Annotated in this window: 13 protein-coding genes; 2 read left to right on the forward strand and 11 right to left on the reverse strand. The window is 71.8% G+C overall.

Going from position 1 to position 14,243, the window contains the following annotated elements; translation table 11 throughout:
- Position 1 precedes the first annotated feature (1 nt).
- On the forward strand, positions 2-1,000 hold the full coding sequence (locus tag ACZ6B8_RS36145; RefSeq protein WP_471088258.1) for an inorganic phosphate transporter: 999 nt from the start codon (positions 2-4) through the stop codon (positions 998-1,000).
- Between the two features lie 145 nt (positions 1,001-1,145).
- On the opposite strand, the gene pstB is transcribed toward ACZ6B8_RS36145, so the two are convergent.
- From pstB to ACZ6B8_RS36195, 10 genes are all read right to left on the reverse strand, one after another.
- Positions 1,146-1,922, reverse strand: a complete 777-nt coding sequence (gene pstB, locus ACZ6B8_RS36150) for a phosphate ABC transporter ATP-binding protein PstB (RefSeq protein ID WP_471088256.1) — start codon at positions 1,920-1,922, stop codon at positions 1,146-1,148.
- A gap of 30 nt (positions 1,923-1,952) precedes the next feature.
- Positions 1,953-3,026, reverse strand: coding sequence for a phosphate ABC transporter permease PstA (gene pstA, locus ACZ6B8_RS36155; RefSeq protein ID WP_471088254.1), 1,074 nt, complete (start codon positions 3,024-3,026; stop codon positions 1,953-1,955).
- Positions 3,023-4,045, reverse strand: coding sequence for a phosphate ABC transporter permease subunit PstC (gene pstC / locus ACZ6B8_RS36160; protein WP_471088252.1), 1,023 nt, complete (start codon positions 4,043-4,045; stop codon positions 3,023-3,025). The genes pstA and pstC overlap by 4 nt, the downstream gene beginning before the upstream one ends.
- Before the next feature lie 116 nt (positions 4,046-4,161).
- Entirely contained in the window at positions 4,162-5,286 is a 1,125-nt protein-coding gene (gene pstS, locus ACZ6B8_RS36165) for a phosphate ABC transporter substrate-binding protein PstS (protein WP_471088250.1), read from the reverse strand.
- Positions 5,287-5,573: 287 nt separating this feature from the next.
- Positions 5,574-6,038: an NUDIX hydrolase gene (locus ACZ6B8_RS36170; RefSeq protein WP_471609986.1), complete on the reverse strand. Its 465-nt coding sequence runs from the start codon at positions 6,036-6,038 to the stop codon at positions 5,574-5,576.
- The gene (locus ACZ6B8_RS36175) at positions 6,035-7,348 is read right to left on the reverse strand and encodes a CHAD domain-containing protein (RefSeq protein WP_471609987.1); all 1,314 of its coding nucleotides are present in this window, start codon (positions 7,346-7,348) and stop codon (positions 6,035-6,037) included. Before ACZ6B8_RS36175 ends, ACZ6B8_RS36170 begins: the two co-directional genes overlap by 4 nt.
- Positions 7,329-9,734: an RNA degradosome polyphosphate kinase gene (locus tag ACZ6B8_RS36180; RefSeq protein WP_471088244.1), complete on the reverse strand. Its 2,406-nt coding sequence runs from the start codon at positions 9,732-9,734 to the stop codon at positions 7,329-7,331. Before ACZ6B8_RS36180 ends, ACZ6B8_RS36175 begins: the two co-directional genes overlap by 20 nt.
- 158 nt (positions 9,735-9,892) lie before the next feature.
- Positions 9,893-10,936, reverse strand: coding sequence for a hypothetical protein (locus ACZ6B8_RS36185; RefSeq protein ID WP_471609988.1), 1,044 nt, complete (start codon positions 10,934-10,936; stop codon positions 9,893-9,895).
- The gene (locus ACZ6B8_RS36190; RefSeq protein WP_471609989.1) at positions 10,933-11,844 is read right to left on the reverse strand and encodes an ABC transporter ATP-binding protein; all 912 of its coding nucleotides are present in this window, start codon (positions 11,842-11,844) and stop codon (positions 10,933-10,935) included. Before ACZ6B8_RS36190 ends, ACZ6B8_RS36185 begins: the two co-directional genes overlap by 4 nt.
- Positions 11,841-12,248 carry a GntR family transcriptional regulator gene (locus ACZ6B8_RS36195; protein ID WP_471088238.1) on the reverse strand — a complete coding sequence of 136 codons (408 nt, stop codon included), beginning with the start codon at positions 12,246-12,248 and terminating at the stop codon, positions 11,841-11,843. Before ACZ6B8_RS36195 ends, ACZ6B8_RS36190 begins: the two co-directional genes overlap by 4 nt.
- A 138-nt stretch (positions 12,249-12,386) precedes the next feature.
- Between ACZ6B8_RS36195 and ACZ6B8_RS36200 the strand changes: the two genes are divergently transcribed.
- The gene (locus tag ACZ6B8_RS36200; RefSeq protein WP_471609990.1) at positions 12,387-12,572 is read left to right on the forward strand and encodes an LppU/SCO3897 family protein; all 186 of its coding nucleotides are present in this window, start codon (positions 12,387-12,389) and stop codon (positions 12,570-12,572) included.
- A gap of 153 nt (positions 12,573-12,725) precedes the next feature.
- Here ACZ6B8_RS36200 and mshD read toward each other — a convergent pair whose 3' ends face one another.
- Positions 12,726-13,661, reverse strand: a complete 936-nt coding sequence (mshD, locus tag ACZ6B8_RS36205; RefSeq protein ID WP_471609991.1) for a mycothiol synthase — start codon at positions 13,659-13,661, stop codon at positions 12,726-12,728.
- Positions 13,662-14,243 lie beyond the last annotated feature (582 nt).

Raw genomic sequence — 14,243 nt, forward strand, 5'->3', positions numbered from 1 at the left:
CATGGACACCTTTGCCTTGATCGTGACCATCGGCGTCGCGCTCGGATTCACTTATACGAACGGCTTCCACGACTCCGCGAACGCCATCGCCACGTCCGTCTCCACGCGTGCCCTGACGCCCCGCGCGGCGCTCGCCATGGCCGCGGTGATGAACCTGGCCGGTGCCTTCCTCGGCAGCGGCGTCGCCAAGACCGTCAGTGAGGGGATCATCGAGACCCCGCACGGCAACAAGGGGATGTGGATCCTCTTCGCGGCGCTCATCGGCGCCATCGTGTGGAACCTCATCACCTGGTACTTCGGACTGCCCTCGTCCTCCTCGCACGCGCTGTTCGGCGGCATGGTCGGGGCGGCGCTGGCCGGCGGGATCGGGGTCATCTGGTCCGGGGTCGTCGACAAGATCGTCATCCCGATGTTCCTGTCGCCGGTGGTCGGCCTCGTCGCCGGCTATCTGGTGATGTGCGCGATCATGTGGATGTTCCGCAAGTCCAACCCGCACAAGGCCAAGCGCGGCTTCCGCATCGCGCAGACCGTCTCCGCGGCCGGCATGGCGCTCGGGCACGGCCTCCAGGACGCCCAGAAGACGATGGGCATCGTGGTGATGGCCCTGGTCATCTCCGATGTGCAGGACGCCGACGCGCCCATCCCGATCTGGGTCAAGATCGCCTGTGCGCTGATGCTCTCGCTCGGTACGTACGCGGGCGGCTGGCGCATCATGCGTACCCTCGGCCGCAAGATCATCGAGCTGGACCCGCCGCAGGGCTTCGCCGCCGAGACGACCGGCGCGGGCATCATGTTCACCACGGCCTTCATGTTCCACGCGCCGATCTCCACCACCCACGTCATCACCTCCGCGATCATGGGTGTGGGCGCGACGAAGCGGGTCAACGCCGTGCGGTGGGGCGTCGCCAAGAACATCATCCTGGGCTGGTTCATCACCATGCCGGCGGCCGCGATCGTCGCCGCCCTCAGCTTCTGGCTCGTGAATCTCGCGTTCCTGTAGGACCAGGACGCAGGACCAGGACGCGCCCGCGGACACGCGGTCCGTACCACGGAAAGGCCCGCCCCCCGGGAGCCAGGGGGCGGGCCTTCCTTGTTGCCCCTGCGGTGGCACCGCCATGCAGCACCGCAAGGAGTCGGGGTGCGGCTCAGCCGAAGCGGCCCGAGATGTAGTCCTCGGTCGCCTGCACCGAGGGGTTGGAGAAGATCCGCTCCGTCTCGTCGATCTCGACGAGCTTGCCGGGCTGGCCGACGGCGGCGAGGTTGAAGAAGGCCGTACGGTCCGAGACGCGTGCCGCCTGCTGCATGTTGTGCGTCACGATGACGATCGTGAAGCGCTCCTTCAGCTCACCGATGAGGTCCTCGACGGCGAGCGTCGAGATCGGGTCGAGCGCCGAGCAGGGCTCGTCCATGAGGAGCACGTCGGGCTCGACCGCGATGGCCCGAGCGATGCACAACCGCTGCTGCTGGCCGCCGGAGAGGCCCGAGCCGGGCTTGTTGAGGCGGTCCTTGACCTCGTTCCAGAGGTTCGCGCCCTTGAGGGACTTCTCGACGACGTCGGCGAGCTCGCTCTTCTTGTACGAGCCGTTCAGCCGCAGGCCCGCCGCGACGTTGTCGAAGATCGACATCGTGGGGAACGGGTTGGGGCGCTGGAAGACCATGCCGACCGTGCGGCGCACCGCCACCGGGTCCACGCCGGTGCCGTACAGGTCCTCGTCGTCCAGGAGCACCTTGCCCTCCACGCGCCCGCCGGAGGTGACCTCGTGCATCCGGTTCAGGGTGCGCAGGAACGTGGACTTGCCGCAGCCGGACGGGCCGATGAAGGCCGTCACGGAGCGGGGCTCCACGGTCATCGATATGTCGTCGATCGCCTTGTGGGAACCGTAGTAGGCGGTCAGGCCCGATACGTCGATTCGCTTGGCCATAAGGATCACTGCTTCTTTCCGAGTGGCCGCTCAGCGGCCCGTCTTGGGGGCCTTCCAGCGGGCTACACCGCGGGCCGCCAGGTTGAGGATCATGATGAAGGCGATGAGGGTGAGGGCCGCCGCCCAGGCCCGGTCGTACGCCGCGTCGTTGCCCGCCGCGTACTGCTGGTAGATGTACAGCGGCAGCGAAGCCTGCGAACCCTCGAAGGGGTTCGTGTTGATCAGGGGGTTCACCCAGACCAGGAGCAGGACCGGCGCGGTCTCGCCGGCGATGCGGGCCACCGCGAGCATGACGCCCGTGGTGATGCCGCCGACCGCGGTGGGCAGCACGACCTTGAGGATGGTCCGCCACTTCGGTACGCCGAGGGCGAGCGAGGCCTCGCGCAGCTCGTTCGGCACGAGCTTGAGCATCTCCTCGGTGGAGCGCACGACGACCGGCATCATCAGGATGGCGAGCGCCATCGCGCCGGCCCAGCCGGAGAAGTCGAAGCCGAGGATCAGGATCCAGAAGCTGAGGACGAACAGGCCCGCGACGATCGACGGGATGCCGGTCATGACGTCCACGAAGAACGTGACGACCTTGGAGAGCTTCCCGCGCCCGTACTCCACCAGGTAGACCGCGGTGAGCAGGCCGATCGGCACGGCGATCACGGAGGCCAGGAGCACCTGCTCCAGGGTGCCGATGAGCGCGTGGTAGACACCGCCGCCCACCTCGTCGTCGGCGACGACGCCCATAGAGTGGGTGAGGAAGTAGACGTCGAAGACCTTGATGCCGCGCTGCACGGTCTCGTAGATCAGCGAGGCCAGCGGGACGACGGCCAGCAGGAACATGACCCAGACCAGCGAGGTGGCGAGGCGGTCCTTGGCCTGCCGGACGCCCTCGACGGTGACGGCGAGGACGTACGAGCCGGCGATGAAGAGGAGCGCGGCGATCAGGCCCCACTGGATGCGGCTGTCCAGGCCCGCGCCGGCGCCGACGGCGACCGCGACGGCGGCCGAGCCGAGCGCGACGGCCGCCGGGGACCAGCGCGGGAGGCTGGCCGCCCGGAGCGTCGAGGGGCGCTTGGCGAGCGGGTCGGACGGGGTGGGTGTCGTGGTGGTCATGCGTTGGCCCCCGAGTACTCCTTGCGGCGCGCGATGATCAGGCGGGCCGCGCCGTTGACCAGCAGCGTGATGAGGAACAGGATCAGGCCGGAGGCGATGAGCGCGTCCTGGCCGTAGGAGCTGGCCTCGTTGAACTTGCTGGCGATGTTCTGCGCGAAGGTGCCGCCGCCGTAGTCGAGCACGGAGGCCTGGATCACGAAGGTCGGGGAGAGCACGGTGGCGACGGCGATCGTCTCGCCGAGCGCGCGGCCGAGGCCCAGCATCGAGGCGGAGATGATCCCGGAGCGGCCGAAGGGCAGCACCGACATCCGGACGACCTCCCAGCGGGTGGCGCCGAGGGCCAGCGCGGCCTCCTCGTGCGCCTTCGGGACCTGCAGGAAGACCTCGCGGCTCACATTGGTGATGATCGGCAGGATCATGATCGCGAGGAGGATTCCGACGGTCATCAGGGAGCGCGGGGCGCCGCCCTGGTACTCGAAGACGCCGGTCCAGCCGAGGTAGTCGTCGAGCCAGCTGTAGAGGCCGGTGAGGTTGGGGGCGACGACGAGCGCGCCCCACAGGCCGTACACGATCGAGGGCACGGCGGCCAGCAGGTCGATCACGTAGGCGATGGGGGCCGCCAGGCTGCGCGGCGCGTAGTGCGAGATGAACAGCGCGATGCCGATGGCGACGGGGACCGCGATCACGAGGGCGATCAGCGAGCTCACCACGGTGCCGAAGACCAGGACGGCGATGCCGAAGTACGGCTTGCCGCCGGTGGAGGCACCGGCCGGGTCCCATTCGAAGGTGGTGAGGAAGTTGCCCGTGTTGTCGGCGAGGGCGAGGGCCGTGCGGTACGTGAGGAACGCGGCGATGGCGGCCATGATCACGAGGAGCGCGATGCCGGAGCCGCGGGAGAGGCCGAGGAAGATCCGGTCGCCGGGGCGGGTGGCGCCGCGGGCGGCGGCCTTGTTCACCGGGAGCGCCGGCCCGGCGTCGTCCACGGGGGGAGGTGCGGTCGTGTTGCTGGGTATGTCCATGGGGTTCTCCGGTCTGCGGAGGCGCCGTGCGCGGGGGCAGGCGCTCCGTGGCGGCGGTGCACCGGACGGTGCGGCCGGCCCGTCGTCGTATTCGGGGCCGGCCGCACTCGGTTCAGCTAGCTCAGGCCCGCGACGGTGGAGCGGACCTTGGTGATGATCTCGGCCGGGATCGGCGCGTAGTCGTTGTCCTTGAGGACGTTCTGGCCGTCCTCGCTGGCGATGTAGGTCAGGAAGGACTTGGTGGCGGCGAGCGTCTCGGGCTTGTTGCCCTTCTCGCAGACGACCTCGTACGTGACCAGGGTGATCGGGTAGGCGCCCTCGGCGGTCGGCTTGTAGTTCAGCTCGAGCGCGAGGTCCTTGCCCTTGCCCTTGATCTTCGCCTCGGCGATGGCCTTGGAGGCGTTGTCGACGGTGGCCTTCACCGGCTCCTTGGCGTCCGTCTTCACGTCGACGGTCTTGATGCCCTCACCGGCGTAGGAGAGCTCGAAGTAGGAGATGGCGCCCGGGGTCTGCTTGACCTGGCCCGCGACACCCGCGGAGCCGTTGGCGGACTGGCCGCCCTTGGGCTCCCACGACTTGCCCGGCTCGTACGGCCAGGCGTCGGGGGCGGCGCCCTTCAGGTACTTGGTGAAGTTGTCCGTGGTGCCGGACTCGTCGGAGCGGTGGAACGCCTGGATCTTGGTGCTGGGGAGCTTGGCGTCGGGGTTGAGCTTCTTGATCGCCTTGTCGTTCCAGGCCTTGATCTTGTTGTTGAAGATGTCGCCGAGGGTCTTGGCGTCCAGGGTCAGGCTGTCGACGCCGGGGACGTTGAAGCCGATGGCGATCGGGCCGCCCACCATGGGCAGGTCGATGGCCTGGCTGCCCTTGCAGACCTTCTTCGACTTCTCGATCTCCTCGGGCTTCAGCGCCGAGTCGGAACCGGCGAACGCGGTCTGGCCCTGCGTGAACGCGGTGATGCCAGCGCCCGAACCCGTCGGGTTGTAGTTCAGCTGCACGTCCTTGCAGTTGGTCGTGTAGACCTTCCGCCAGGCGTCGACCGCGTTCTTCTGCGCGGACGAACCCGACGCCGCGAGCTGGCCCTTGGCGTCGTCGCACTTGATGTTCGCGTTGGCGTTCGTCTCCTTGCCGCCACCGCCCGAGCTCGTGTCGTCGGAGCCGCACGCCGTGAGGGCCAGGGCGCCGGAGACGGCGAGGGCGCCGAGGGAGAGGGCGCGGAGCCGGTTCTTGCGCTGAAGCTTCACTTCGGGTCTTCCTTCCGGGAGCCGCCGACCCTTGCTGGCGGCGTGCGAGGTCTTGCGCGATGTGGTCCCACGAGGGGTCCCACGTCGTCTTGTAAGGCCGAAATTAGGCAGGACAGGTGAAGCGGCCGATGGGCATGAGTGAACGGAGGGTGAACCTCGGCGGTCGGCCTGGTTAGGCGATCCGCTACGAAAAGTAGCGGTTCTGCTACAAGCAGTCATGGAGGCTGGCAGGGCGTGACGGGGGCCCGGTCGTCAGGCGGTACGGGGGCGGGTCCGGCCGGCAGCCGTCAGTGATCGTCCGCGGTGGTGCGGCGGAGCGCCGCGAGCAGTTCGCCGACGAGGTCCGCGTCGCGGGGCCGGGTCAGGGCGCGGCGGGCCGCTTCCGGCGCGAGCCAACGCAGGTGCGACACCTCGTCGTTGGGGATGAAGGCGCCGCCGACCGCCTCGGCGGCCCAGTAGCGCACCTCCTTGGGGTTGCCCCGGGCGTCCCGGTAGCGCGCGGTGGACAGCTCCGCGCCGAGCTCGCACCGCATCCCGGTCTCCTCCAGGACCTCCCGCACGGCCGCGTCGGCGGCCGGCTCGGCGTGCTTGAGCTTGCCCTTCGGGTGGGACCAGTCCGCCCACTTGGGGCGGTGCACCAGGGCGAGTTCGATGCCGTCCGCGACGTCGGGCGCGGGGCGCCACAGGACGCAGCCGGCCGCGAGGACGGTGCGCCCGTCTCCGGTGGTGCGCCCCTCTCCGGCGTGCGTCACCGGACCCTCACCTCCTCGTGCGGCCACGCCTGTTGGAAGGCGAAACGTGCCGCCTCCACATCGTGGCGCTGATCGGCGTGCAGCACACCCAGGGCGTACGCCGTGGCGGGCGCGATCCGCGGGGTGCGCGCCGCCTGGGCCGCCGCGGCCGCCGCGGACGCCGCCTCGCGGTGGACGTTCAGGGCGCGGCTCGCGTCCAGCACGCGGGGCTGCGGGGGCGCGTGGCCGAGGACGACCTCCTGGGCGTACCGGTGCAGGCGCAGCAGGGAGCGGACCTTCAGCCAGGGCGCGTCCTGCGCGTCGGGGGCCGCGTCCGCGCCGAGGCCGTGGGCGAGGGCGCCGGCGTTGTAGGGGTGGCCCGCCTGGCCGAGCGGCAGCGCGCCGACGGCCTCGGCGAGGGCGGCCTCGGCCGCGGCGGCCAGGTGCCGCAGGTCGTGGCCGGCGGCGCCGCGCACGGGGACCTCGCTGGCCAGGACGGCGACGCTGTCCGCCACCGCGTGGAAGCGGGAGGAGCCGAGGGCCTGCAGGGCGGCGGAGTGGGCCCGTGTCCTCGCGAGGGTGAGCTGGCGCTCCAGGAGGGCGGCGGCCTTGGCCGCGCCCACCGCGAGACCGCGGGTCGTGGCGCCCGCGGCGGGACCGCGCGGGGCGGCGCCCCGGCTGCTCCCCCTCGCGCCCGCGGCGGGCCCTCCTGGCCCCGGCACCGTGGCTGTGACCCGCGGCCATCCGTTCCGCCCCGCGGAGGCGGCGGAGGCGGTCGCGGGCGCTGACGCGGCGAGGGCCGCCGTACGCGACCCCGCGCCAGTACCCCCGCCCGTACCGGCACCGGTCCCGGTACCAGTACCCGCACCGGCACCGGCACCCGCACCGGAAGGCTCCGGCGTGCCCGACAGCCGGTGCAGCGCCCCCAAGAGCCGCTCCAGGCGCGTCGCGTACTGGTGCTCCTGCGCCAACGTGCCGGACAGCCACGCCAGTTCGGGCCGCAGCGCCGAGGACCACTCCGCGTCCAGGAGCGGGGCGAACGTGTGCAGGGTGCCGCCGATGCGGCGGGCCGCGCGGCGCAGCGAGCGGGCGGCCGCCGAGGACTCCTCGGCGCCCTGCGTGTCCGCCGACGACTCGCGGTGCAGCCGCAGCGAGCGCAGGAACTCGGTCGCCTGCGCCTGTAGATAGACCGTGAGGGCCTCACCCGCGGAACCCGCGCCGGCCCCCGCCTCCGCGCCGGCTCCCGCGGCCGTACCCGTACCGACCCCCGTACCCGTGCCCATTCCCGCGCCCGTCCCCGTACTCGTCATCTCACGGTGTTGCTGTGCCACGCCGGCGCCTCCGGGCGTCTATGAGCATCTCCTGTACGTTCCGCAGGGGCCGGCCCTCCGGATCCACCGAGTGGCGGGTCCAGTTGCCGTCCGCGCCCAGGTGCCAGGAGGCGGTGGTGTCCGACATGCCGGTCTCCAGGAGCCGGCCGAGGGCCGCCCGGTGCGCCGGGTCCTGGACCCTGACCAGCGCCTCGATGCGGCGGTCGAGATTGCGGTGCATCATGTCGGCGCTGCCGATCCACACCTCGGGCTCGCCCCCGTTGCCGAAGGCGAAGACGCGGGAGTGCTCCAGGAAGCGGCCGAGGACGGAGCGCACCCGGATGTTCTCCGAGAGCCCCTCGACGCCGGGGCGCACCGCGCAGATGCCGCGCACCCACACGTCCACTTCGACGCCCGCCTGCGACGCCCGGTACAGCGCGTCGATGACGGCCTCGTCGACCATCGAGTTGACCTTGATGCGGACGTAGGCGGGGCGGCCCGCCCGGTGGTGCTGGATCTCCTTGTCGACGCGGGAGACGAGTCCGTCGCGCAGCGACTTGGGGGCCACGAGCAGCCGGCGGTAGGTCTCCCTGCGGGAGTACCCGGAGAGCCGGTTGAAGAGGTCGGAGAGGTCCGCGCCGACCTCCGCGTTGGAGGTGAGCAGGCCGAGGTCCTCGTACAGGCGGGCGGTCTTGGGGTGGTAGTTGCCGGTGCCGACGTGCGAGTAGCGGACCAGGGCCTCGCCCTCCTGGCGTACGACGAGGGAGAGCTTGCAGTGCGTCTTCAGGCCGACGAGGCCGTAGACGACGTGGCAGCCCGCCTCCTCCAGCTTCCGCGCCCACTTGATGTTGGCCTGCTCGTCGAAGCGGGCCTTGATCTCCACGAGGACGAGGACCTGCTTGCCGGACTCGGCGGCGTCGATCAGCGCGTCCACTATCGGGGAGTCGCCGGAGGTGCGGTACAGCGTCTGCTTGATGGCGAGGACGTCCGGGTCGGACGCGGCCTGCTCCAGGAACGCCTGCACGGACGTGGAGAACGAGTCGTACGGGTGGTGCAGGAGTACGTCGCGTTCGTGAAGGGCCGCGAATATGTCGGGGGCGGTCGCCGACTCGACCTCGGCGAGGTCGCGGTGGGTGCCGGCCACGAACTTGGGGTACTTCAGCTCCGGCCGGTCCAGTTTGGCGATGCTGAAGAGGCCGGTGAGGTCGAGCGGTCCGGGCAGCGGGTAGACCTCGGCCTCGCTGATCTTCAGCTCGCGCACCAGCAGGCTCAGCACGTTCGGCGCGATGGACTCCTCGACCTCCAGGCGCACCGGCGGCCCGAAACGGCGCCGCATGAGCTCCTTCTCCAGGGCCTGGAGCAGGTTCTCCGCGTCGTCCTCCTCGACCTCCAGGTCCTCGTTCCTGGTGAGCCGGAACATGTGGTGCTCCTGGATCTCCATGCCCGGGAAGAGCTCCTGGAGGTGCGCGGGCGCGGCGATGACGTCCTCGATCGGGACGTACCGCTGCGGGGACGCCTCCAGGAAGCGGGAGAGCAGCGGCGGAACCTTCACGCGTGCGAAGTGCTGATGTCCGGAGACCGGGTTGCGGACCACCACGGCGAGGTTCAGCGAGAGCCCCGAGATGTAGGGGAAGGGGTGCGCGGGATCCACGGCCAGCGGGGTCAGCACGGGGAAGATCTGCTGCCGGAACAGCGTGAAGAGCCGGGACTGCTCCTTCTCGGTCAGCTCGTGCCAGCGCACCAGGTGGATGCCCTCGTCGCCGAGGCCGGGCGCGACGTCGTCCTGGTAGCAGGCGGCGTGCCGGGCCATGAGCTCGCGGGAGCGGTTCCAGATGAGCTCCAGGACCTCACGGGGTTGCAGGCCGGAGGCCGAACGGGTGGCGACGCCGGTCGCGATGCGCCGCTTGAGGCCGGCCACGCGGACCATGAAGAACTCGTCCAGGTTCGAGGCGAAGATCGCCAGGAAGTTCGCGCGTTCCAGGAGCGGGGTGTGCGGGTCCTCGGCGAGTTCGAGCACCCGCTCGTTGAAGGCGAGCCAGCTGCGCTCCCGGTCCAGGAACCGCCCCTGGGGCAGCTCGGCGCCGTCGTGCCCGATCTGGGCGTCCTCGTCGTACGGGTCGAGGTCGGCGTCGATGTCCGGGTCGAGGTCGGAGACGGTGGCGGCGATGGTGGCCGGGCGGTGCGCGGCGATGGAACCCACGGAAGGCTGGGCGTGCTGAGTGCTCAGGCGGCCCGCAGGGCCCCCGCCGAGGGCGGTGGTGGGAGACGTGTGGGCCGGTCCCTGCGTGTTCTGCTGGCTCATACGACCATTCTTCCGCGCGGACACGACGACGGGCGCGTCGGAGAGCGCGGGAGCGAGACGGAGCTCGTCGTTCTCCGGGGCGGGGTCGGGCACGGACGGCTGCATTCAGCGAGCGTCGCAAGCCTGTCTGAATCAGTGGTTACGGCGACATGACGTGCGGGACATCGGCCGAAGACCCCCGGGCGTCCTGGGCGCGGGGGTCTGCGGCCGATCGTAGGGTTCCGGCCCGATGAGCGTACGGTTCCGGCCGCGGCGGCCTACGCTCAGGCCGCGCGCCGGCGCACGAGGCGGAAGGCGGCGTGGACGGCGGCGGCCGCGAGGACGAGCACGATGCCGGTCTCCACCAGCTGGAGCGGCCAGAAGTGCGACGGGGGGTGGAACTCGGCGTAGCGGCCGGTGACTTGGTAGTCGGCGAAACACCGCTCGGGATCGGGTCCCCAGCACAGCGATTCGGGCAGCCGCCCCCCGTCGGCGGTGAGCAGGCTCCAGTCCACCTCGTAGGAGAAGGGCGGAACCGTGATCCGGCTGCCCATGGCCCAGCTGCCGCTCTCGGTCGGCCACAGGTGGGGCCTGAGCAGCGGCAGCGCGACGGCGGCCGCCGCGGTGACGGCCACGGCGGCGCCGATCGCGGGCACCGTGCGGCGCAGCAGAAGCCCGGCGAGCGCGCCGACGGCGACGCCGAGCAGGGCGTACGCGAGGGCGACCGGGCCGACCGAGCCGTACATCGCCCGCTCGTACCAGGGGGCCCTGCTGTACGCGTGCTCCGGCCCGCTCGTCCAGGCCCAGCGCTGGACGGCGACGAGCAGGGTCGTCCCGACGGCCACGAGCACGGCGCAGGCGACGAGGCGGTCGGCGAGCCAGCGGACCGGGGTGACCGACTGGGTCCAGCCCAGCTTGTACGTGCCGGTCTCCAGCTCCCGGCCGATGAGCGGCCCCGCGACGAAGGCCCCGATCAGACAGGGCAGCGCGAGCAGGCCCATGCCCAGGTAGTCGAGGTTCCGGTCGAACTGCCGCTCGGTGTCGAGGTAGCCGCGGACCGAGTCGCCGCACTCCTTCGTGGTGTGCGGGATCGAGCAGTCGGACGCGGCGAAGACGTCGGCCGCGTGGGCGACCCACAGCCGGTCGGCGGTCAGTGCCGCCGCGGCGAGCGCGAACAGGGCGACCGCGATCCACAGGGCCGTGCGGTGCTGGCGCAGGACCGCACGGCAGGGCCCGGGCAGGGCGAAGGCGGCGCGGCGGCGGCGCGCCTCGGCGGGTGCGGACGCGGGTCCGGGTGTGGGTGCCGGGGTGGGCGTCAGGGTGGTCACGCGGTCACCGCCGGGGCGGCCGGGGTGGTGCTCGGCGTCAGCAGCGGCGCGGTGTCCGGGGTGCGCAGATGGGCGAGCAACAGCTCCTCCAGGGAAGGTTCTTGGACGTCCCAGTCGTCGCCGACCGGGCCCTCGGGTCGGATCAGGGCCGACAGGCCGCGTCCGGTGGGCCGGGACTCGACGACGGTGTGCGGGTGCAGCCGGTCGGCGGGGCCGGGCCCGGTGACCAGGCGGTGCGCGCCGATCAGGTCGTCGATGCCGCCGCCGAGGAGGACGCGCCCCGCGGCGACGAGCAGCAAGTGGTCGCAGGATTCGGCGAGTTCGCCGACGATGTGCGAGGACATCACGACCGTGGTGCCGTGCTCGGCGGCCTCGGCCATCAGCGTGCCCATGAGCTGGTGCCGGGCGAGGGGGTCGAGGTCGGCCATCGGCTCGTCCAGGAGCAGCAGTTCGGCGCGTTTGCCGAGGGCGAGGGCGAGCGCGACGCGGGTGCGCTGGCCGCCGGAGAGGGTGCGGACGCGGGCGCCCGGGTCGAGGCCGCCGTCGCCCACGACGCGTTCGGCGACGGCGGCGTCCCAGCGCCCCGGGTTGAGCTCGGCGCCCAGCCGCAGGGTCGCCGCGACGGTCAACTGCGGGTGGAGCGGCTTGTCCTGGGCCACGTACGCGACCCGGGGGCGGGCCTCGGCGGGGTCGGCGCCGAGGACGGTGAGGGCGCCGGCGGTGGGCCGGTCGAGGCCCGCGGCGAGCGCGAGCAGGGTCGACTTGCCGGCGCCGTTCGGTCCGACGACCGCGCAGACGCGGCCGGCGGGCAGCCGGAACGAGCAGTCGTCCAGGGCGGTCCGGCGCCGGCTCCCGCGCCGTCCGTAGTGCTTGGCCAGCGCGGTCGCCTCGATGGCGGTGTCGGTCACGCGGGGTCCCCCTTCGTCGATGTGGTCACCGGTGCGAACTGCTCCTCCAGTACGGCGGTGAAGAGCGCCGCGACGTCGTCCCGCTCCAGGCCGGACCGCCGGGCCCGCGCGGTCCACTCCACGAGCTCGCCCCGCAGCGGTGAGTCGGCCGGTGCGTGGCCGAGCGTCCGGCGCACGAAGGTGCCGAGGCCGCGCCGGGCCTCGACGAGGCCCTCCCGCTCCAGCTCGCGGTAGGCCTTCAGCACCGTGTTCGGGTTGATGGCGGTGGCCTCGACCACCTCGCGGGCCGTGGGCAACTTGTCGCCGGGCTCCAACAGGCCCAGGCGCAGGGCCTGTTGGGTCTGCTGGACGATCTGGAGGTAGGTGGCGACGCCGCTGCGCCGGTCGATCCTGTACTCGAGCACTGCCCTTCCACCACCCTTTCACTAATTGAGTAGTGAAAGGGTGGTGGAAGGGTGGGGGTGAGGTCAAGAGGGCGGTTCGAAGTGGGAGTGGGTGATCTTGTACCGTCTGGCGCGCAAGCTTGACGTGAACACGCATGCGTGCAGAACAAGGGCACGCGGGACGAGCCCGACATGGAGGTCGTCGACTGCGGCGACGCCGCGGCGAAGTACAAGGTCGCGAGCAAGTTCGAGGCCGAGTGCGAGCCGGGACGGACGCGTTACACGCAGACGCGGCGGGGGCGTGAGCAGTTCTCCATGTGCCTGACGGCGAACGAGGCGAAGTAGCGGAGCCGCCGGTGCGGTGAGCGGTTAAGTACGTGCGGGCGAAGGGCACGGTGTTCCTGGAACGGACACCGCGCCCTTCGGTCGGACTGTGCGGATCCGCGGATCTGCGGATCCGCCGGTCTGGTCGTCGGTCTCAGGACTCGGTGCGGTACATCAGGACTCGGTGCGGTACATCAGGTCCGTCTCGTGGGTGACGAAGCCGAGCCGCTCGTAGACGCTGACGGCCGCCTTGTTGTCCGCGTCCACGTACAGCATCGCGGTGGGCAGGCCGGCCCGCGCGAGGTGGCGCAGGCCGGTCGTGGTGAGGGCCTTGCCGAGGCCGCCGCCCTGCGCGCCGGGCCGCACCCCGACCACGTACACCTCGCCGAGACGCTCCTGCGCGTGCACCTTGGTCCAGTGGAAGCCGACCAGTTCGCCGTCCTTCTCCGCGAGGAAGAAGCCGGCCGGGTCGAACCACGGCTCCGCCTTGCGGTCGTCCAGGTCGCGCTGGGTGAGGGAGCCCTGTTCGGGGTGGTGGGCGAAGGCCGCGGCGTTCACCGCGAGCCAGGCGTCGTCGTCCTGGCCGGGGACGAAGGTACGGAGGGTGACGCCCTCGGGCAGGACCGGGTCGGGCAGGTCCAGGTCGGCCAACGAGCGCCGCATCTGGCGCAGTTCGCGGAAGAGGGCGAGGCCGAGGACCTGGGCGAGGTGCCGGGCGGCGGAGTGTCCGCCGTGCGCCCAGATGCGCAGGCGGCGGCCGGACTCGGCGAGCAGCGCCGCGCCGAGCGCCCGGCCGTGCCCGTGGCCGCGGCGCGCGGGGAGCACGACGAGTTCGGCGGCGGGTGCCTCTACGGGGTCGGTGTCCTCCAACTGCGCGTAGCCGACGAGGTCGTCGCCGACGCTGAGCAGCAGATGCCGGACGCCTTCGCGGGCGCCGCCGCGCAGTCGCAGCCGCCCCTGCTCGGACACCGCCTGCTGCCCGTCCGTACGGGCGGCCTCGGCGAGCAGCGCGAGTACGGCGTCGGCCTGGGCGGGGGAGAGGGCGGCGAGGGTGTCGATCGTCCGGAGGGGGGCGGGGGAGGCGGCCTCGGCGGGGTGGTCGTCAGTCATAACTCCCGAGCGTATTCGGGCGGGGGCGCCTTTGGGGGTGGGGGCATCGCGCTGCGCGCTCGCGTCCTCAATCGCCGGACGGGCTTGCGAGCCGCTCGCGGGGCTCGCACTCTTGCCTGCCCTGCGGCCCGGTGGGTGGTGCATCGCGCTCCGCGCTCGTCCTCTATCGCCGGACGGGCTGAGGAACCCCATCCGCCCCGCCCTGCTCCCGTCTGTCTGCCGGAGGAACCGGCTCCCGAACGCCGGACGTGCTTGCGAGCCCCCCCGCCCTGCTCCCGTCTGCGCGCCAGAGAATCCAGCCCCCAGACGCCTCGCGGGGCGGATGACTCGGGTGGGTGGGTGGGGAATAGCCCGCGGAGCGGGCACGGGGGGCGTGTACGTGCCGGTTCAGGTGGTGCGGGGGCGGGCGGGTGGGTGGGGAGAAGCCCGCGCAGCGGGCACGCGGTCCGTGGACGTGCCGGTCCAAGAGGCTCCGTCCCCGTCCCCGCGCCGTGCCGGTCCAAGAGGCCCCCGTCCCCGCCCCCACCCGCAGGCCCCCTCACGGAAACCAGGATGTGACCCACAACCCACTGTCGGCCTACG

It is taken from the genome of Streptomyces sp. NPDC041122 (assembly GCF_055592445.1).